Raw genomic sequence first — 18,689 nt, 5'->3', positions numbered from 1 at the left:
AAGCCGATTATGCCGATACAGATACGCAAGCTCGATTCAAGCCAGGATGGTTTCCAACAATCGCTCGATACGCTGCTGGCGTTCGAGGCGGGCACCGATGCAGCGATTGAAACGTCGGTCGCAAAAATCCTGGCCGACGTAAAAACGCGCGGCGATGCCGCCGTACTGGAATACACCAACCGTTTCGACCGCATCCCGCATGGCGGCGCGGCGGAAATGGCGGCGTTTGATATTTCGCAAGCCGAACTGCAGGCGGCCCTGAACGGCTTGCCGTCGGCGCAGCGCGAGGCGCTGCAGATCGCCGCCCAGCGCATCCGCGCCTTCCACGAACGCCAGCGCGAGGAATTGCGCGGTTTTAGCTACACCGAGCCCGATGGCACGGTGCTGGGGCAAAAGATCACGCCGCTGGACCGGGTCGGCATCTACGTCCCGGGCGGCAAGGCGGCGTATCCGTCGTCCGTGCTGATGAACGCGATTCCCGCGCACGTGGCGGGCGTGGGCGAGATCACCATGGTGGTGCCGACGCCCGATGGCGTGAAAAACCAGATGGTGCTGGCCGCTGCCGCGATCGCCGGCGTGACGCGCGTGATCACCATCGGCGGCGCGCAGGCCGTCGGCGCACTGGCCTACGGCACGCAGACGATCGCCGCCGTGGATAAAATCGTCGGCCCCGGCAACGCCTATGTGGCCGCCGCCAAGCGCCGCGTGTTCGGCATCGTCGGCATCGACATGATCGCGGGGCCTTCCGAAATCCTCGTGCTGTGCGACGGCACGACGGACCCCGACTGGGTCGCGATGGACCTGTTTTCGCAGGCCGAGCACGACGAACTGGCGCAGGCCATTTTGCTGTGCCCCGACGCAGACTACATCGCGAAAGTCGAGGAGAGCATCGCCAGGCTGCTGCCGACGATGCCGCGCCAGGCCACCATCAGCACCTCGCTGGCCGACCGCGGCGCGCTGATCAAGGTGCGCAGCATGGCAGAGGCGTGCGAAATCGCCAACAGCATCGCGGCGGAGCACCTGGAAATCTCGGCGGACAACCCGCAGCAGTGGGCCGAGCAGATCCGCCACGCGGGCGCCATGTTCCTGGGCCGTTTTTCGTCCGAATCGCTGGGCGACTATTGCTGCGGTCCCAATCACGTGCTGCCGACCTCGCGCACGGCGCGCTTTTCGTCGCCGCTGGGCGTGTACGACTTCCAGAAGCGCTCGTCCATCATCCACGTCAGCGAAGCGGGCGCGCAAACCCTGGGCCGTGTCGCCGCCACCCTGGCGTATGGCGAAGGCTTGCAGGCGCACGCGCGCAGCGCCGAACTGCGTCTGAAGCCGCAGCCATGACGACGATGGCGGACCAGCCGGACTGGGTCAACCGGGTCTATTGCGAAGATGCGCTGGCAGGCCTGGCGCGCATTCCCGATGGCTCCGTGGACCTGATCCTGACGGACCCGCCGTACAACCTGGGCAAGGATTACGGCAATGCCTCGGACCAGCAGTCGGTGGCCGACTACCTGCGCTGGACCGAGCAGTGGATCGATGCGGCGCTGCCCAAGCTGAAAGCCAACGGCAGCCTGTATATCTTCCTCACCTGGCGCTATTCGCCGGAGATCTTCGTCATGCTGAAACAGCGCATGGCGATGATGAATGAAATCATCTGGGATCGCCGCGTGCCGTCCATGGGCGGCAGCGTGCGCAGCTTTTCATCGGTGCACGACACCATCGGCTTCTTCGTCAAGCGCAAGGATTACTACTTCGACCTTGACGCGGTGCGCATCGCCTACGACGCGGCCACCAAGAAAGCCCGTTCGCGCTCGATCTTCATCGGCGCGAAATGGCTGGAAGTGGGCTACAACCCGAAAGACTTGTGGAGCGTGTCGCGCCTGCACAAGGAACACCCGGAACGGGCCGACCACCCGACGCAAAAGCCGCTGGAAATCATCGAGCGCATGCTCAAGGCCTCGTGCCCGCCCGGCGGCGTGGTGCTCGACCTGTTCATGGGCAGCGGCACCACGGCCCTGGCGGCCAAGCGCTGCGGGCGCGATTTCGTCGGCTTCGAACTGAACCCCGACTACTGCGCCATCATCGAACAGCGATTGGCGGCATTGGCCCAGGAGCTGGCCGCGCCGGCCGCGCCGCAGCCTGAGAAAAAGGCGCCGGCCAAGCGCCGTGCCGCAGCGACAGGCGCCGCGGCGAAACCCGCCAAGGCGGTGAAAAAGCCGGCGGCGGTCAAAAAACCGGCTGCCGTGAAAAAAGCACCGTCCCGCAAGGCGCGCAGCGCCAGCGTGCCGGAAGACGTCGTCGTTTAGTCTCCCTTTAATTCCATCAGGAGTGTTTGCAGCATGTCTTTCCTCGATCAGTTAATCAGCAACACCGTGCGCGCCGATGTGCGCGCCGTCAAAAGCTACCAGGTCGCCGATGCCAGCGGTTACATCAAGCTCGATGCGATGGAAAACCCGTATCCGCTGCCGCAGCAGCTGCGCGAGGAACTGGGCGCGCGCCTGGCCGGCGTGGCGCTGAACCGCTATCCGCCGTCGTACGCCAGCCTGCAACAAGCCATTTGCGCCAATCTGGGCGTGCCCGCCGGCTTCGACGTCATGCTGGGTAACGGCTCCGATGAGCTCATTTCCATCCTGGCCATGGCGTGCGCGCGCCAGGAGCCGGGCCAGCGCGCCGTGCTGCTGGCGCCCGTGCCCGCCTTCGTCATGTATGCCCGTTCGGCGCAGTTTGCCGGCATGGATTTCGTCGGCGTGCCGTTGAACCCGGACTTCAGCCTGGACATGCCGGCCATGCTGGCGGCCATCGAAGCGCACCGCCCGGCGCTGGTCTTCCTCGCGTACCCGAACAACCCGACGGGCAACCTGTTTGCCACTGCCGACATCGAACGCATCCTCGCCGCCCTCGGCGACACGGGCATCGCTGTCGTCGACGAAGCGTATGAGCCGTTCGCGCAGCACAGTTTCATGGGCCGCCTGCCCGAATTCGAGAACCTGGTGGTGATGCGCACCGTGTCGAAGCTGGGCCTGGCCGGCATCCGCCTCGGCTACATGTCGGCCGCGCCGGCCCTGCTGGCGCAATTCGAGAAAGTGCGCCCGCCGTATAACGTGAATGTGCTGACGCAGGCGGCGGCCGAATTCGCGCTCGAGCACCTCGACGTGCTCAACGCGCAGGCGGACTTGCTCAACAGCGCGCGCGATGCGCTGGCTCGACGCCTGGCAGAGCTGCCCGGCGTGACCGTGTTCCCTTCGAAGGCAAATTTTCTTCTGATTCGTGTGGCAGATTCCGACGATGTTTGCGCAAAACTGCTTGCCCGCAGGGTTTTAATTAAAAATATGAGTAAAATGCATGCTGCGCTGGCCAATTGCCTGCGCATCAGCGTCAGCACCCCGGAAGAAAATTCCCTTTTTTACGATGCCTTCAAGGCATCCCTCGTTTAGCTAATCGCCAGAGCCTCCCATGAACCGCACCGCAGAAATCACGCGCAACACCAATGAGACGCAAGTTCGCGTCGCCCTCAACCTGGACGGCACGGGCCAGCAAAAGCTCAATACCGGCGTGCCCTTCCTCGACCATATGCTGGACCAGATCGCCCGCCACGGCTTGATCGACCTCGATATCGAAGCGACGGGCGACGTGCATATCGACAACCACCATACGGTGGAAGACGTGGGCATCACCCTGGGCATGGCCGTGGCCAAGGCCATCGGCGACAAGAAGGGCATCCGCCGCTACGGCCATGCGTACGTGCCGCTGGACGAGGCGCTGTCGCGCGTGGTGCTCGATTTCTCGGGCCGCCCTGGCATCGAATACCACATCCCGTTTACGCGCGCCATGATCGCCGGCTTCGACGTCGACCTGACCCTGGAATTTTTCCGCGGCTTCGTCAACCATGCGGGCGTGACATTGCATATCGACAACCTGCGCGGCACGAATGCCCACCACCAATGCGAAACCGTGTTCAAGGCCTTTGGCCGCGCGCTGCGCATGGCTGCCGAGCTCGACGAGCGCGCGGCCGGCATCATTCCATCGACCAAGGGCAGCCTGTGAGCGCCGCTCTCGCTATATTGTAGATTCCGGGATCAAACATGAATAAAATTGTGGTGGTGGATTACGGCATGGGCAATTTGCGCTCGGTGGCGCAGGCGCTGCGTGCCGTGGCGCCGGAAGCCGACGTGCGCATTTCCGGTGTCGCTGCCGACATCGACAGCGCCGACCGCATCGTCTTGCCGGGCCAGGGCGCCATGCCCGACTGCATGCGCAGCCTGCGCGAATCGGGCGTATTGGAGGCGCTGCTGCGCGCCGCCGACAGCAAGCCCGTGCTGGGCGTGTGCATCGGCGAGCAAATGCTGTTCGACGGCAGCGAAGAGGGCGATGCGGCCGGTTTGGGCTTGCTTCCAGGCAAAGTCGTGCGCTTCCAGCTCGACGGCCAGGTGCAGGAAGACGGCTCGCGCTTCAAGGTGCCGCAAATGGGCTGGAACCAAGTGCGGCAAACGGCGTCCCATGTCATGTGGGATGGCATTGCCGACAACGCCTATTTTTACTTTGTGCACAGCTATTTTGCTCAACCTCAAGAAGCGGCGCACACGGTGGGCGAGACTATCTATGGCGCGCCGTTCGCTTGCGCCGTCGCCCGTGATAATATTTTCGCGACACAGTTTCACCCTGAAAAAAGTGCTGCCGCTGGCTTGCAGCTGTACAAGAACTTCGTTCACTGGCAACCTTAACGTTGGCTCTCCGGCTTTTTTTCCGCCTCTCACTCACTTTTAAATCACACTGACCATGCTGCTTATTCCCGCCATCGACCTGAAAGACGGTCACTGCGTACGCCTGAAACAAGGCGATATGGAACTTGCCACCGTATTTTCCGAAGACCCGGCCGAGATGGCCCGCCATTGGCTGATGCAAGGCGCGCGCCGGCTGCACCTGGTCGACCTGAACGGCGCCTTTGCCGGCAAGCCGAAGAACGAGGGCGCCGTGAAAGCCATCCTGAAGGCGGTGCAGGATTTCGCCGTGGAAAACGACATCGAGGAAATCCCCGTGCAGCTGGGCGGCGGCATCCGCGACCTCGACACCATCGAGCGCTACCTCGACGCCGGCATCACCTACATCATCATCGGCACGGCGGCCGTGAAAAGCCCCGGCTTCCTGCACGACGCCTGCGGCGCCTTCCCGGGCCACATCATCGTCGGCCTCGATGCCAAGGATGGCAAAGTGGCAACGGATGGCTGGAGCAAGATGTCGGGCCACGAAGTGATCGACCTGGCGAAAAAATTCGAAGCCTACGGCGTCGAGTCGATCATCTACACGGACATCGGCCGCGACGGCATGATGGGCGGCATCAATATCGACGCCACCGTCAAGCTGGCGCAAGCCGTCAAGATCCCCGTCATCGCCTCGGGCGGCCTGCACAATATCGGCGACGTGGAAGCGCTGTGCGCGGTCCAGGCCGAAGGCATCGAAGGCGTGATCTGCGGCCGTTCCATCTATGAAGGCACGATCGACCTGGCGCAGGCGCAGGAACGCGCCGACGAACTGACCGACGCCGCCGTTTAAGCCTGCCCGGCCAGGGCGCGCCTGTGCGTGTCCTGGCCTGGCGACAATCTGGAACCCATCATGCTTGCAAAACGTATCATCCCCTGCCTCGACGTGACGAATGGCCGCGTCGTCAAAGGCGTCAATTTCACGGAATTGCGCGACGCGGGCGACCCCGTGGAAATTGCCCGCCGTTATGACGAGCAGGGCGCCGACGAAATCACTTTCCTCGATATTACCGCCTCGAGCGACAACCGCGGCTTGATCTTCGACATCATCGAAGCCGTGGCATCGCAAGTATTCATTCCGCTGACCGTGGGCGGCGGCGTGCGCGTGGTGGAAGATGTGCGCCGCCTGCTCAACGCGGGCGCCGACAAGGTCAGCATCAACACGTCGGCCGTGACGAACCCGCAGCTGGTGTTTGAGGCATCGCAAAAGCACGGCTCGCAATGCATCGTCGTCGCCATCGACGCCAAGCAGGTGTCGCCCGGCAAGTGGGAAGTGTTTACCCATGGCGGACGCACGGCCACGGGCCTGGACGCATTCGAGTGGGCGCGTAAAATGGAAAGCCTGGGCGCCGGAGAAATCTTGCTCACCAGCATGGACCGCGACGGCACCAAGGTGGGCTTCGACCTGGGCCTGACGCGCGGCGTGTCCGATGCCGTCAGCATCCCCGTCATCGCCTCGGGCGGCGTGGGCGGCTTGCAAGACCTGGTCGATGGCATCAAGGTGGGGCGCGCGGATGCCGTGCTGGCCGCCAGCATCTTCCACTATGGCCAGCACACGGTGCAGGAAGCCAAGCAGTTCATGGCGCAGCAGGGCATTCCCATGCGCCTGGCGTAAAGTACATACAAGCAGGATAGAAGAACATGCAAAACGGAACCATCGTAGCAAGCAATGCCAAGTGGCTGAAAAAGGTCAAATGGGACGAGCACGGCCTGGTGCCCGTGATCGCGCAGGAAGCGGGCAGCAATGACGTGCTGATGTTCGCCTGGATGAACCGCGACGCGCTGGCGCGCACGGTGGAGCTGGGCGAAGCCGTGTACTGGAGCCGTTCGCGCAAGAAACTGTGGCACAAGGGCGAAGAGTCGGGCCACACGCAAAAGGTGCTGGAAATCCGCCTCGATTGCGACGAAGACGTGGTCTTGCTGAAAATCGAGCAAGCCGGCGGCATCGCCTGCCATACGGGCCGCCACTCGTGCTTCTTCCAGAAGTTCGAAGGCGACGAAAAAACAGGCGAATGGCAAGTCACCGACCCCGTCCTGAAAGACCCTGAGGCGATTTACGCGGAAAGCAAGAGCAAATGAGCGAAACGTTAAAACGCCTGGCCGCCGTGATTGAATCGCGCAAGCTGTCCAATGGCGGCGACCCCGCCACCTCGTATGTCGCGCGCCTGTTTGCCAAGGGCGATGATGCGATTCTGAAAAAAATCGGCGAGGAAGCGACGGAAACCGTGATGGCCGCCAAGGATGCGCGCCGCGACAACGACCCGTCGAAAGTGCTGTACGAGTGCGCCGACCTGTGGTTTCACAGCCTGGTGATGCTGGCGCAGTTCGACCTGACGCCGCAGCAGGTGCTCGACGAGCTGGCGCGCCGCGAAGGCTTGTCCGGCCTGGAAGAAAAGGCGGCGCGCAAGGATGAATTGCGCGACGCTGGCGAAACAGACAAACACTGACCTACTGGAGCGTGCGTGGATAACTGTATTTTTTGCAAGATTGCTGCGAAACAAATTCCTTCTTCCATCGTGTATGAAGACGACGACTTGCTGGCCTTCAAGGACATCAACCCGGCCGCCCCCGTGCACCTGCTGCTGATCCCGAAGCGCCACGTGGCCAGCCTGTCCGACTGCGACGATAGCCATACGGAAATACTGGGCAAGCTGCTGCGCCTGGCGCCGAAACTCGCTGCCGAGTTCGGCTGCGCCGTCAGCTATGACGCCGATGGGGTGCCGTCCGGCGGCTTCAAGACCATGATCAACAGCGGCCCGAACGGCGGGCAAGAGGTGTATCACCTGCACATGCATGTGTACGGCGGTCCCCGTCCCTGGCGCGGCCAGCACTGATTTCGCCGTGCGCCGGGTTCGCGTGTATACTACCGGCATTGGTTGACGCTATTCGGGCACCGTCCCGCAAGGAGAATGTGATGGGTTCATTGAGTATTTGGCACTGGGTGATCGTTCTGGTTATCGTGATGCTGGTCTTCGGCACCAAGAAACTGGGCAATATCGGCGGTGATATCGGCAAGGCCGTCAAAGGCTTCAAGGATGGCGTCAAGGGCGACGATGACGCTCCGGCAGCCAGCACCCCTCCTGCTGCGCCATCGCAAGTGGCCGACAAAAGCACCATCGACGTCGAAACGAAAGAGAAAAGCAAGTCCTGATAGCGTGGCGGGGCCCTTGCCTCGTCCGGTAACAGCCCTTGTCCGCTTATGATCGATCTCGGTCTCTCTAAAATCGCCATCATCGGCGTGGTTGCGTTGATAGTCATCGGCCCTGAAAAGTTGCCGAGAGTGGCGCGCATGGCCGGCACCCTGTACGGCCGCGCGCAACGCTATCTGAATCAGGTGAAATCCGAAGTTTCGCGCGAAATCGAAATGGAAGAGCTGAAAAACCTGCAGAAGGAAGTGCAGGAGGCAGGCCATTCCGTCAAGCAAAGCGTGGAGAAATCCATGCATGGCGTGGAAAACTCGATCTCCGGCAACCTGGCCGAGGTGGAAAACGCCTGGCGCGGTGATTCCAGTGCATATGATGGGCATCACGATGCCCATGAAGCCATGCTGCGCGCCACCAACGATGACCTGGCCCGCAAGGCGCGCGAATTTCGCCGCAAGAAGCTGGTGCGCAATTCCGCCGTTCCTGGCTGGTACAAGCAGCGCCATGGCGGCAAGCAGCACGTGCAGTCGGCGGCCGCCCGCGTGGCGCGTTTCCGTCCGCGCGCCAGTTCCTCCTCCTTTTACTCATGAGTAGCAAATCCCCCGTGGAAGAAACCTTTATCTCGCATCTGGTCGAGCTGCGCAACCGCCTGGTCAAGGCCTCGATCGGCATTGCCGTGGTGTGCGCGTTGCTGTTCTGGTGGCCTGGCCCGGATAAAGTCTACGACATCATCGCCCAGCCGATGCTCAGTTCGCTGACCGGCAAAGATTCCAAAATGATTGCCACCGGCGTCATTTCGCCGTTCCTGATACCGATGAAGGTGACCCTGCTGGTGGCCTTTGTCATCTCCTTGCCCTGGGTGCTGTACCAGCTGTGGGCGTTTATCGCACCAGGCCTGTACGCGCATGAAAAACGCCTGATCGCGCCACTGGTGATTTCCTCATCATTATTGTTCATGAGTGGAGTTGCCTTCTGTTATTTCTTTGTCTTTGGCAGGGTATTTCACTTCATCAACCAGTTCTCGCCCGACAGCATCACCCTCATGCCCGATATCGAAAATTATCTCGAATTCGTCATGTCGATGTGCCTGGCCTTTGGCGCCACCTTCGAAGTGCCGGTGGTGGTGGTGATCCTCGTGCGCATGGGACTGGTTTCCATCGCGAAACTCAAGGAAGTGCGTCCCTACATCATCGTCGGCGCCTTCGTGATTGCCGCCATCGTCACGCCGCCGGACGTCGTCAGCCAGTTCTCGCTGGCCATCCCGATGTGCCTGCTGTTCGAGCTGGGCTTGCTGGTGGCGCCCATCTTCGTCAAGGCCACGCAGGCGCCGGAAGAAGCGTCCTAGACGTAAGCAAGACGCACAGGCAAAAGCCGCTGAGCTCCCCCGGGAGCAGCGGCTTTTTTGTTGCTAGGAAAGTTAGTGTGCGCTTACTGCAGCATCAGTTTACTGAGGATGCCCAGGTTGAGCAGGATCAAAGTGCTCATCATCCAGTACACGTGTTTCATGTCTGCGCCATGGCGCAAGTCCAGGCGTTCCAGGCGGGCGTCGAATTTGTGCTCCAGGGCGTCTATTTTGGTGTCGAGCCTGAGTTCCAGCGCATCGATCTTCAACTCCAGGGCGCCCAGCTTGGTATCGACCTGTTGCGACACCAGCTTGATTTCCCCCAGTACATTGCGCTCCAGCGCCGCCAGTTCGCCATGCACGACGACGGCCGAGCCCAGCACTTCGCCCAGCGCCATCGCATGGGCCTCCGCCTGCTGTGTGGGCACGCCGGCCGAGGCGAGGCGTTTGGCGTAATCGAGGGTGTCGAACTGGATGGGCATATGCATGGACGCTCCTATATCCAGCCTAGCAGGAAAATCGGCAATTGCCAGTGAGGAGTGCGGTGGCGCCTGCCTTCCCATGAGCTTAATGGATCGGCAAGCCGGTGGTTTGCGGCAGCGCAAACGCATGCAAAAAGGGCGCCGCGGCGCCCTTTGCAAGCTGACGGTGAACGTCGCTTAATTCATCAGTTCCTTGATGACTTTCACGGGTGCGCTGCCGTAGCTGAGGAATTGCTCGTGGAAATCCTTCAGCACGAATTTGTTGCCCAGCGCCTGCTTGCGCTGTTCGCGCAAGTCCATGATTTCGCTGTAGCCGCTGAAATAGCTGGTCAGCTGAACCGAGCTCAACTGCACGCGGCGCCATTTTTCCGTGGCTTCGCGCTTGGTCTGGAAAGCCTGGCGCGTCAGCAGGTCGAGCGCTTGCGCTTCCGTCATGCCCAGCACGTGCACGCTGTAGTCGAGGATGGTATTGGTGACGCTGCGCAAGTTCCACTTCGAATACATCAGCCACATTTCCGGCGCGTTGTTGCCATAACCCGATTCGAGCATCATGCGCTCGCCGTACACGGCCCAGCCTTCGATCATGGCGCCGTTGCCGAAGATGGACTTGACCAGCGACGGCGACTTGTTGGCGTACACGAGCTGCGTGTAGTGGCCGGGGATGGCTTCGTGGATGTTCAGGATCTGCAAGATCCAGTGGTTGTACTCGCGCAAGCTGCTTTCCGCCTGTTCCGGCGTTTCGCCGTCGAGCGGCGTCACGTTGTAATACGTGCGGTCCTGCGGGCGGTAGGGGCCGGGCGCCTCGATGCTGGCGCCGGCCACGCCGCGCTGGTAGGCGGGCGTTTCACGCACGACCAGGGGCTTTTTCGGGTCCATGGTCAGCAGGTTGTGGCTGGTCACCCATTCCTGCAATTCCGGGATCTGGCGGCGGATTTCCGGCACGAAATTGGCGGGCGCCACGTGGTTGCTCGACAGCTTGTCGATCACCATGCCGATCTTCGCCGTGCGGTCCGCCGGCTTGGCCGTGTTGCCCATGGTTTTGCTCCACAGCTCGTCGGACAGGCTGTCCATGTGCTCAAGCAGCTTTTCGCGCGCGGCCAGGGCTTTCTGGTACATCTGCTCGGCGCTGACGCTGGCCTGGATATCGTAGGCGAATTTCTGTTCATATAAATCCTTGCCGATGCGGAAGGAGCGCGCATTGCCGTTCTGCGCCAGCGCGGCATCCTGCTCCGTCAGCCAGGCCGCATAGCCTTGCACGGCCGTGCGGGCGGCGGCGATGCGGGCGTTGTACAGCTGCTTTTCCACTGGTGTCAGGATGGAGCCCTGTGCCGTCTTGTTCAGGTCATCGAGCACGCTGAGCACGCCGGCGCTCTGGGCGATGGCCAGCTGCGTGTGTTCGCGCGTGGGGTTGACGATGCTGGCGCGGGCGGCCGCGTAGTATTGCGGCACGCTGGCGATGCGCTTGAGCAAGGTGCGCAGGCGCTGCGGCTGCGAGGCGTACTCCGTGTTCAGGATGAAATCGATGGAGCCGGCCACGTTGTACTGGGCGGGGTTCCATTCGAATTCGCGGAAGGTGGTCAGATACCAGCGGTCCGATTGCAGCTTGTTCGTCAGCAAGGCCAGGTCGGTGCGTTGCTTGTCCGACATTTTGCTGGCATTCAGCTTGCCGAACTTGCCAAGCCATTCCTCGATGAAGGCCAGCTGTTTCTGGCGGCTGGCCGCGTCGGGAATGCTCAGGTTGGCGGCGCCATCATACTTGCCGACGGAAATCGCGCTTTCCGGGTCCAGGCGCCACAGGGCCGTGAGGAACTGGCCGCTGAGGTTATTCATGGAGCGGTCGCTGCTGTTCTCGCTGGCGACGGCGGCGACCGTGGCTGCCGTGGCCGCCGTGACGACGGCCGCCTTTTTTGCGACGGTTTTTTTCTTGCTGCTGCTGGTGCCGGCCTTGCCGCTTTTTTGCGGTTTCTTGGCGGCGCTGGCCGGCGTCAGGGTAAATGCCATCATCAATGCGGCGAGCGCAATTTTGTTTCTTGTCAGCATAGTTAATCTCTTGAATATCTGGCTGTTTGTTAAAATCACTAAATAATAAACTGATAATGTAAGTAACAAACAACTATTGAAAGGTTGGCCTTGCTTGCCTGGGCGGCCCAAAGATTAGCATTAATTGCCGCGCTTGCGCAGTTTTTTGCCGCCCGTCCGCCGGGCTAGACGACGATGGCGCTGCCGTGCAGCTGTTCCTGGTGGCGCGTATTGATGGCCGCCACGGCATCCTTGCCGCGCGCCATGCCGGTGGCGTGGATTTCCGTTTCCTGCGTGTAGCGCTGGCTGACGCGCACCGTGTAGGACTGGAACAGCCAGCTCCAGAAGTTCGTTTCATAGACGGCTTCATCCATGTCGCGCCATTTCACGCCCGTCAGTTTCTTTTTCCACGGCAAGATGCCGGATGCCAGCCACACGCCTGCCTCGTCGCAATATAGCTGGTAGCTGCGGATGGTCAGCAGGCGGTAGCCGACGATCAGGGCCGAGCCGAGCAGCACCACGAAGGCGGCCCGCGTGTTGTACTTGAAGGCCAGCGGCAGGGCGGCAAAGAACAGCAGCACGGCGATGAGGAAGGTGCTGACGTAAGCCGTCCAGGATTTGCCGCACAAAAAGGTGGCGCGCTGGCCTGCGCTGGTGGCGATGAAGTCGGTCATGAGCAAGGAGGGCGAAGAAACAGGAATAATCGCATGGAACGGGGCTAGCTGTTCATTTTTTCAAACTCATCGCTTCAACCCCTCTTGCAGCATGTCCAGCATGTCGCCCGCCGACATGCGCGCCGCCGCGTCGCTGCCTTCCAGCAGACTGTCGGCCAGGTCGCGCTTGTGCTGGTGCAATTCGACGATGCCTTCCTCGATCGTGTGCTTCGCCACCAGCCGGTAAATGGTGACGGGGCGCAGTTGCCCCATGCGGTGGGCGCGGTCCGAGGCCTGGTCTTCCACGGCCGGATTCCACCATGGGTCCATGTGGATCACGTAATCGGCCGCCGTCAGGTTGATGCCCATGCCGCCCGCCTTCAGGCTGATCAGGAAAACATCGCCCTCTCCCGCCTGGAAGGCATCCACGCGGCGCTTGCGCTCCTGCATGGGCGTGCTGCCATCGAGATATTGATAGGCCACGCCATGCTGTTCCAGGTGCTTGCGGATGAGGGTCAAATGGTCGACGAACTGGCTGAAGACGAGCACCTTGTGGCGGTTTTCCAGCAAGCCCGACAGCAGTTCGGCGAAGGCCGCCAGCTTGCTGCTGGCCAAGCCCAGCTCGGGCGCCACCAACTGCGGATTGCAGCAGGCGCGGCGCAGTTTCATGATTTCTGCCAGGATCTGGATGGCTTTCTTTGACGCCGGCCCTTCCACCATGGCCAGCTTTTCCAGCGCTTCGCGGCGCAGGGATTCGTACAGCGCCGTTTCCTGCGGCGACAGTTCCACCTCCAGCACGATTTCCGTGCGCGACGGTAATTCCGACAGCACTTGCGTCTTCGTCCGGCGCAAGATGAATGGCGCGATCAGGCGGCGCAGGCGCAAGCGCGCGCCGGCCGCCGCCCGCTTGTCCTGATCTTTCTCAATGGGGCCGGCAAAGCGCAAATTAAACTGGTCGAGGGTACCCAGCAAACCCGGGTTGATGAAGCGGAACAGATTCCACAATTCGCCCAGATGGTTTTCCAGCGGCGTACCGCTGGCCACCATGCGGAAATCGCCTTGCAAGGCCATCACGGCTTGCGAGCGCTTGGTGGCGCCATTCTTGATCGCCTGCGCTTCGTCGAGCACGATCGTATGCCAGCGCACGCCGGCAAACATGGTGGCTTCCTGCTGCAGCAAGCCATAGCTGGCCACCACCACGTCGAACGGCTGCAAGGTGTCGAGCATGTCGGCGCGGTCGCCGCTGCCGAACAGTTTGATGTTCAACGTCGGCGCGAAGCGCTGCGCCTCGCTGATCCAGTTCATGCACACGGAGGTGGGCGCGACGACGAGGGTGGGACCGTTCGGCGCGCGCGCCAGGATCAGGGCCAGCGCCTGCAAGGTCTTGCCGAGTCCCATGTCGTCGGCCAGGCAGGCGCCCACGCCCCAGTGCGCCAATCGTGCCAGCCATTCGTAGCCGGCCAGCTGGTAGTCGCGCAGGTCGGCCTGCAGGGTGCTGGGCAGCTGCGGCTGATAGTCGTCGAGGGCGCGCAGGCGCAGCAAGTGTTCGCGCCATAGTTTGTCGGCCTTCACGCCGCCCGCATCGTTGGCGAGCTCTTCCAGCGCAAACGCGGCCAGCGGGTGGATGTGCACGCCATCGGCATGCGCTTCGCCATACGCGGCCAACTCGGACAGGCGGCGGTGCAGCTCGTCGCTGAGCGCGAGGAACTGGTTATCGCCCAGGGCCACGAAGCGGCTTTTATTGTTTTGCATCAAATCGAGCAGGGCGCGCAAATCCATCACCTTGTCTTCGTCGATCTGCACTTCGCCGCTGGCGGCAAACCAGTCTTTTTCGCTCTTGATATTCAGGCGCATCTGGCCGCTGTCGATGCGCTTCGACACGCGCATGGTTTCGCCTTCCGGCCACGCCAATACCATGCCGGCGGGATCGAGCGCCTGCAATTCCACCAGCAGTTGCAAGCCCAGCGCAGGCTGGCCCAGCAGCCACTCGCCATGCTCTTCTTCCGCCTCTTCCAGCACCAGGCATTTTCCAATGAGCTGGCGCTGCGCTTCGCGTTCCGCGTTCAGGTCGCGCCGCGCTTGCACGGCCCGGCCCGCCACATCGGCAAACACGCTTTCGGCGCCGCTGCCCGGCGCGTAATAGGCGCCGTTGTCGAGCAGCGGCCGGACCAGAATCTGCATTTTCAAGCCCTGCTGGTAGGGCAGCAGGTGTACGTGCAGGCGGTGGTCGGCCGTGATCGCTTCCGCGTCGCCCGCGCCGCCGCCGATGTCGGACTGCACGGTGACCATGGACGAGATGGCGCCGATGGCCTGCATCACCTGTTTTTCCGCATGCAGCGGCACGGACAGGCCCAGGCCCACGATGGCGCCGATGCGCCGGTGCTCGTCGAGGATGTGCACCACGCGCAGGCGCGTCGGCGTCTCCCTCTGCACCACGACGTTGCCGCCGTTGTCGGGCAAGGGCGGCTGCATGCCCAGCCACAGCTGCCCCTCGTGCGACTTGATCAGGAGCTCGGGCGCGCCGGCGATCAGTTCCACGCGCGTCTCGGGCGCATCCAGCCAGAAGACGAGCGGGTGGCCCACCAGCAGCACGGCGGCCTTGTCCAGTTCGACTTCATAGCGCGGCGCCGACGAATAATATTGTTTAAAAGGCGCGATGCTGCCCGCCGCGCGGGCGTCCTGCGGCGTGAGGAAATCGATGTCGCCCGCCTCTTCGGCCAGGCGTTTCAATCCCATGGCGCGGCCCTTGCTCCAGCCGCCGCGCGCGTCGCGCTTCTGCTCGCGCACTTCCACGGCCGTCAAGCCGAAGCGCGGGTCGAACGCCACCAGCCACACGAGGCGCGAGACGCCGCCCAGCGCTTCGGCGGGCGCGTTCTGCTGCAGGTTGATCAGCGCGCTCAGCTGGCGCTGCCACGCTTCCTGGCGCTCGAACCACGGCGCCATGTCCGTCAGGCCATGCTGCGCCCGTTTTGAGGTGGCATAGCGCTCCTGCTGCGGCTCGCCCAGCAAGCCCAGCAAGCCGGCCGCCTGCGCGGCGATCAGGTCGTAGCCGGCCGCGTCCGCTTGCTGCACCAGCGATCGCAGCTGGTCCTTGCGTTCGCTCAATTGCGGTAGCGCCAGCCAGTAGTACAGCAAGGCCTGGAACAGCTGCGCCTGCAGTGCCGTTTCCCAGTTGCGCGTAGGGATGCTTTCCGCCTGCTGCACGCCGGCGCGCACCAGGCGCAAGGTATTCAATTGCTGGTAGACGATGCTGTCGTGATTCGGCTGCGCGTGCAGGGCGATATCGAGATAGGTTTCCGCGCTCTTCAGCAGCTTGGCGTCGTTGCCGCGCAGCAGGGCCAGCACGTACAGGTGGCCGCCGATGCCCGTAAAGCAGAGCTTGCGCTTGCCCGTTTCCTTGCGCAAGCCCTTCAAGGCCGTTTCGAAGCCCGCCACGGCGTGCGCATGTTCGCCGCGCAACAGGGCGATGCTGCTGTCGACAAACAGCGCCTGCGGCCCCTGCTGGCCCGCCAGGTAGCGCGCGGCCGTGTCGAGTTCGCCGCACAGCAGCGCGTCCTCGGCCAGGGCCAGCGGCAGGGCGGCGCCGATGTGGTCGCCGGCGGCCGCCTGGCGCGCGTGATGCGCGCGCGCGTACGCGCGGATGGCGTGCGCCGTGGCCGGCTCGCGCGGGGCGTTGCCCAGCAGCACGGCGAGGATGTCATCCTGCAATTGCGGCATGACGAAAGACAACATTTCCGGCTCGAACGGGCGGCCGAAGATCTCGATCAGCGGATGCAGCTGCTGCGCTTCATAGCAGGCCATGCAGGCGGCCAGGATGGCGGCCACCTGGCGCACTTCGTCATTGCGCAACAGGGCGATGCGCAGGCGCGCCACGCCCTGGCGGTAGCTGCGCAATTCCACATAGCCATCCCAGTTGCGGCGCACGGGGTTGATCAGCTCGATGGCCTGGCACAGGTCGCGGAACACCAGGTGCTCGATGGCGGCGCGCATGGCGGGCCAGCGCAGCCTGGCTTCGCAGGCATAGCCCCGTCCCACCACCTCGCTGGCCAGCGCCAGACGCGTCAGCCGTTGCAACATGTTGGTCACTACCAACAGGGAAAACGGCGTGCCGTCCGGCTCGACGACGTTGGCGCGCTGCAAGTGTTCGTACACGGCATGCTTGCCCACCGGTTCGCCCGCGATGGCCAGCAAGGCCAGGATCATCTGTTCGTGCTGTTCCAGGGCGGCGAATTCGTCCAGCAAGCGCTGGTCTGCATGCGGATCGGTCATGCGGGCAAGTTGGCGATATGCACGGGCGGTTCGCCGGCCGCCACGGGCAGGCCGAATACGCGCTGGTAGAAATACAGTTCCGCGTCCAGCGTGCGCACGATGTTTTCCGCCTTGCGGAAGCCGTGTCCCTCGCCTTCGAGCGGCACGTAGGCGACGGGCACGCCGCGCGCCTGCAGGGCGTCGACCATCAGCTGCGACTGCTGCGGCGGCACCACCTTGTCATCGAGGCCCTGGAAGAAGATCATCGGGCGCGACAGTTTATCCGTGTGGTGGATGGGCGAGCGCTCAAGGTACAGCGCCTCGGCTTGCGGCTGCGGGGCGATCAGGTAGTCGGTGTAGCGCGATTCGAACTTGTGCGAATCGTCGTCCAGGCCCTTCAGGTCGGACACGCCATAGTAGCTGGCGCCGGCCTTGAAGACGTCGTGGAACGTCAATGCGCACAGGGTCGTCAGGCCGCCCGCGCTGCCGCCGCGCACGATCAGGCGCTCGGGGTCGGCCAGGCCGTTGGCGGCCAGGTAGCGGGCGCCGGCGATGCAGTCTTCCACGTCGACGATGCCCCATTGTCCGCGCAGCGCGTCGCGGTATTCGCGGCCGAAGCCGCTGCTGCCGCCATAATTGACGTCGAGCACGCCGATGCCGCGGCTGGTCCAGTACTGCGTCGCCAGTTTCAAGGTATTGCTGGCCATGCTGGTGGGGCCGCCATGGCTGATGACGATGACGGGCGGCAAGGTTCCCGCCGGCGCCTGCACGTCGCCATTGGTGGGCGCATAAAAGAAGGCGTGCGCCGTGCGGCCATTGCTGCTGGTAAAACTCAAGCTGCGCGGCACGGACAGGTAGTCGAGCGCGGGCAAGGCCGTGATCGACTGCGCCAGCACTTCCAGCTCATGGTTAGCCAAATCGATGCGCGCCAGTTCCAGCGCGATGGTGGGGCTGCCGCCGAGCAGCGCGACGAAGCCGGGGCCCACGCGCAGTTCGCGGATTTCCTGGTACGGGTGGGGGATCGGTTCCAGCTTGGCCGCCGCCACGCTCAGCTGCGCCAGGTAGCTGACGCCGGCCTGGATGTACGTGCAGACGATCTCGTCGTCGGACAGGAAACCGTACATGCTGCCGCCGAAAGTCCAGTGCGGCGTGGCAAATTCCGCTTCCATCGGGCACAGCGCCTCGATATCGGCGCCGTGCAGGCGGTACAAATTCCACCAGCCGCTGCTGTCGGAAACGAAGTGCAGCAAGCCGTTCGGCGACCATTCCGGCTGGCAAATCGATTCGCGCGCGCCGCCGGCGATCAGGCGCGGAGAGCCCAGCGTGCCGTCCGCGTGCACGTCGGCCAGCCACAGTTCCGTGCCTTGCCACGGCAGGCGCGGGTGGTCCCAGCTGATCCAGGCCAGCTGGCTGCCGTCCGGCGACAGGCGCGGCGCCGCATAAAAATCGTGGCCCCGTGCCAGCACCGTTTCGCGCCCGTCGAAGCCGACGGCGGCCAGGCAGTTTTCCGGCTGCGCGTGGCCTTGCTCCGGGTGCTGTTCGCGCACGGCGATCAGGCGGGCACGGGCCGCATCGACGACGAAGTCCGCGTGGCGCGTGTTGCCGCCCGTGGTGAAGGCTTCGGGCGCGCCGTCGCCGCTCACGCGGTACAGGCAATTGTCGGCGAAATGCGAGAAATACACGCTATCGCCGGCCACGGCATAGGCGCCGCCGCCGTATTCATGCACGCGGCTGCGCACATTGAACGGTGCCGGCGTCAGTTCATCGACACGCGCGCCGCGCTGGCGCAGCAGGGTGTTGCGGCCCGCCTCGCTGGCGCGTCCGGCCAGCCAGTACACATCGCTGCCATCCGCGTCGCCCAGGGCCAGCTGCGTCAGCGGCGAGGCGCCGGCGGCGACGAGGGCCGCGCTGATCGGCGATGGCCAGATGCCATAAGGGGTGCTGGATGCGGTCGAGGTCATGCGGGCTCCGTGTCGTGGTGGAAAGAGGGGGCCTCCAGGCGGCGTCAGGCAGCGCGGCGGCGTTCATCATCATAATGGAAGGGCAGGCAC

General features: G+C 63.3%; 18 protein-coding genes. 13 read left to right on the top strand and 5 right to left on the bottom strand.

What is annotated here, in order from left to right; all coding sequences use genetic code 11:
* Positions 1–9: 9 nt before the first annotated feature.
* The 13 genes from hisD (at position 10) to tatC (ending at position 9,239) form a co-directional block, all read left to right on the top strand.
* Positions 10–1,335, top strand: coding sequence for a histidinol dehydrogenase (gene hisD, locus IGS61_RS24730; RefSeq protein WP_230542022.1), 1,326 nt, complete (start codon positions 10–12; stop codon positions 1,333–1,335).
* Positions 1,332–2,300: a DNA-methyltransferase gene (locus IGS61_RS24725; RefSeq protein ID WP_442908100.1), complete on the top strand. Its 969-nt coding sequence runs from the start codon at positions 1,332–1,334 to the stop codon at positions 2,298–2,300. Before hisD ends, IGS61_RS24725 begins: the two co-directional genes overlap by 4 nt.
* Positions 2,301–2,333: 33 nt before the next feature.
* A complete protein-coding gene (gene hisC / locus IGS61_RS24720; RefSeq protein WP_230542021.1) occupies positions 2,334–3,428 on the top strand; it encodes a histidinol-phosphate transaminase in 1,095 nt (364 codons plus the stop codon).
* A 19-nt stretch (positions 3,429–3,447) separates the two neighbouring features.
* Positions 3,448–4,038, top strand: a complete 591-nt coding sequence (gene hisB / locus IGS61_RS24715; RefSeq protein ID WP_010402123.1) for an imidazoleglycerol-phosphate dehydratase HisB — start codon at positions 3,448–3,450, stop codon at positions 4,036–4,038.
* A gap of 38 nt (positions 4,039–4,076) precedes the next feature.
* The gene (gene hisH / locus IGS61_RS24710) at positions 4,077–4,715 is read left to right on the top strand and encodes an imidazole glycerol phosphate synthase subunit HisH (protein WP_230542020.1); all 639 of its coding nucleotides are present in this window, start codon (positions 4,077–4,079) and stop codon (positions 4,713–4,715) included.
* A 55-nt stretch (positions 4,716–4,770) separates the two neighbouring features.
* A complete protein-coding gene (hisA, locus tag IGS61_RS24705; RefSeq protein WP_230542019.1) occupies positions 4,771–5,544 on the top strand; it encodes a 1-(5-phosphoribosyl)-5-[(5-phosphoribosylamino)methylideneamino]imidazole-4-carboxamide isomerase in 774 nt (257 codons plus the stop codon).
* A 60-nt stretch (positions 5,545–5,604) separates the two neighbouring features.
* Positions 5,605–6,366, top strand: a complete 762-nt coding sequence (gene hisF, locus IGS61_RS24700) for an imidazole glycerol phosphate synthase subunit HisF (protein ID WP_070290307.1) — start codon at positions 5,605–5,607, stop codon at positions 6,364–6,366.
* Positions 6,367–6,392: 26 nt separating this feature from the next.
* Positions 6,393–6,830 (top strand): phosphoribosyl-AMP cyclohydrolase, encoded by a 438-nt coding sequence (hisI, locus tag IGS61_RS24695; RefSeq protein WP_166448584.1) that lies wholly within the window; start codon positions 6,393–6,395, stop codon positions 6,828–6,830.
* Entirely contained in the window at positions 6,827–7,198 is a 372-nt protein-coding gene (locus IGS61_RS24690; protein ID WP_230542018.1) for a phosphoribosyl-ATP diphosphatase, read from the top strand. Before hisI ends, IGS61_RS24690 begins: the two co-directional genes overlap by 4 nt.
* Before the next feature lie 15 nt (positions 7,199–7,213).
* A complete protein-coding gene (locus IGS61_RS24685; RefSeq protein WP_230542017.1) occupies positions 7,214–7,585 on the top strand; it encodes a histidine triad nucleotide-binding protein in 372 nt (123 codons plus the stop codon).
* An 80-nt stretch (positions 7,586–7,665) separates the two neighbouring features.
* Complete coding sequence (gene tatA / locus IGS61_RS24680; RefSeq protein WP_230542016.1) at positions 7,666–7,902, top strand: Sec-independent protein translocase subunit TatA; 237 nt, start codon at positions 7,666–7,668, stop codon at positions 7,900–7,902.
* A 48-nt stretch (positions 7,903–7,950) separates the two neighbouring features.
* A complete protein-coding gene (tatB, locus tag IGS61_RS24675; RefSeq protein WP_230542015.1) occupies positions 7,951–8,484 on the top strand; it encodes a Sec-independent protein translocase protein TatB in 534 nt (177 codons plus the stop codon).
* Positions 8,481–9,239, top strand: coding sequence for a twin-arginine translocase subunit TatC (gene tatC / locus IGS61_RS24670; RefSeq protein WP_230542014.1), 759 nt, complete (start codon positions 8,481–8,483; stop codon positions 9,237–9,239). The genes tatB and tatC overlap by 4 nt, the downstream gene beginning before the upstream one ends.
* Before the next feature lie 83 nt (positions 9,240–9,322).
* Here tatC and IGS61_RS24665 read toward each other — a convergent pair whose 3' ends face one another.
* The 5 genes from IGS61_RS24665 to IGS61_RS24645 form a co-directional block, all read right to left on the bottom strand.
* Positions 9,323–9,724: a hypothetical protein gene (locus IGS61_RS24665; protein WP_230542013.1), complete on the bottom strand. Its 402-nt coding sequence runs from the start codon at positions 9,722–9,724 to the stop codon at positions 9,323–9,325.
* Between the two features lie 171 nt (positions 9,725–9,895).
* A complete protein-coding gene (locus tag IGS61_RS24660) occupies positions 9,896–11,755 on the bottom strand; it encodes a DUF885 domain-containing protein (RefSeq protein ID WP_230542059.1) in 1,860 nt (619 codons plus the stop codon).
* A gap of 167 nt (positions 11,756–11,922) precedes the next feature.
* Positions 11,923–12,411: a hypothetical protein gene (locus tag IGS61_RS24655; RefSeq protein WP_230542012.1), complete on the bottom strand. Its 489-nt coding sequence runs from the start codon at positions 12,409–12,411 to the stop codon at positions 11,923–11,925.
* 66 nt (positions 12,412–12,477) lie between these two features.
* Positions 12,478–16,659 carry a DEAD/DEAH box helicase gene (locus IGS61_RS24650; protein WP_230542011.1) on the bottom strand — a complete coding sequence of 1,394 codons (4,182 nt, stop codon included), beginning with the start codon at positions 16,657–16,659 and terminating at the stop codon, positions 12,478–12,480.
* Positions 16,656–18,599: a dipeptidyl-peptidase 5 gene (locus tag IGS61_RS24645; RefSeq protein ID WP_230542010.1), complete on the bottom strand. Its 1,944-nt coding sequence runs from the start codon at positions 18,597–18,599 to the stop codon at positions 16,656–16,658. Before IGS61_RS24645 ends, IGS61_RS24650 begins: the two co-directional genes overlap by 4 nt.
* Positions 18,600–18,689 lie beyond the last annotated feature (90 nt).

Source organism: Janthinobacterium sp. FW305-129 (assembly GCF_020858115.1).
In the GTDB taxonomy this organism is placed as follows: Bacteria; Pseudomonadota; Gammaproteobacteria; order Burkholderiales; family Burkholderiaceae_D; genus Janthinobacterium.
Note: the sequence above shows the minus strand (reverse complement) of the source record. Positions and strands in the feature narration are given on the sequence as shown.

What these genes read in the sequence shown, in the direction of transcription:
- hisD (WP_230542022.1), top strand. Translation starts at nt 10, where the DNA reads ATGCCGATACAGATACGCAAGCTCGATTCAAGCCAGGATGGTTTCCAA.
- IGS61_RS24725 (WP_442908100.1), top strand. Translation starts at nt 1,332, where the DNA reads ATGACGACGATGGCGGACCAGCCGGACTGGGTCAACCGGGTCTATTGC.
- hisC (WP_230542021.1), top strand. Translation starts at nt 2,334, where the DNA reads ATGTCTTTCCTCGATCAGTTAATCAGCAACACCGTGCGCGCCGATGTG.
- hisB (WP_010402123.1), top strand. Translation starts at nt 3,448, where the DNA reads ATGAACCGCACCGCAGAAATCACGCGCAACACCAATGAGACGCAAGTT.
- hisH (WP_230542020.1), top strand. Translation starts at nt 4,077, where the DNA reads ATGAATAAAATTGTGGTGGTGGATTACGGCATGGGCAATTTGCGCTCG.
- hisA (WP_230542019.1), top strand. Translation starts at nt 4,771, where the DNA reads ATGCTGCTTATTCCCGCCATCGACCTGAAAGACGGTCACTGCGTACGC.
- hisF (WP_070290307.1), top strand. Translation starts at nt 5,605, where the DNA reads ATGCTTGCAAAACGTATCATCCCCTGCCTCGACGTGACGAATGGCCGC.
- hisI (WP_166448584.1), top strand. Translation starts at nt 6,393, where the DNA reads ATGCAAAACGGAACCATCGTAGCAAGCAATGCCAAGTGGCTGAAAAAG.
- IGS61_RS24690 (WP_230542018.1), top strand. Translation starts at nt 6,827, where the DNA reads ATGAGCGAAACGTTAAAACGCCTGGCCGCCGTGATTGAATCGCGCAAG.
- tatA (WP_230542016.1), top strand. Translation starts at nt 7,666, where the DNA reads ATGGGTTCATTGAGTATTTGGCACTGGGTGATCGTTCTGGTTATCGTG.
- tatB (WP_230542015.1), top strand. Translation starts at nt 7,951, where the DNA reads ATGATCGATCTCGGTCTCTCTAAAATCGCCATCATCGGCGTGGTTGCG.
- tatC (WP_230542014.1), top strand. Translation starts at nt 8,481, where the DNA reads ATGAGTAGCAAATCCCCCGTGGAAGAAACCTTTATCTCGCATCTGGTC.
- IGS61_RS24665 (WP_230542013.1), bottom strand. Translation starts at nt 9,724, where the DNA reads ATGCATATGCCCATCCAGTTCGACACCCTCGATTACGCCAAACGCCTC.
- IGS61_RS24655 (WP_230542012.1), bottom strand. Translation starts at nt 12,411, where the DNA reads ATGACCGACTTCATCGCCACCAGCGCAGGCCAGCGCGCCACCTTTTTG.
- IGS61_RS24650 (WP_230542011.1), bottom strand. Translation starts at nt 16,659, where the DNA reads ATGACCGATCCGCATGCAGACCAGCGCTTGCTGGACGAATTCGCCGCC.
- IGS61_RS24645 (WP_230542010.1), bottom strand. Translation starts at nt 18,599, where the DNA reads ATGACCTCGACCGCATCCAGCACCCCTTATGGCATCTGGCCATCGCCG.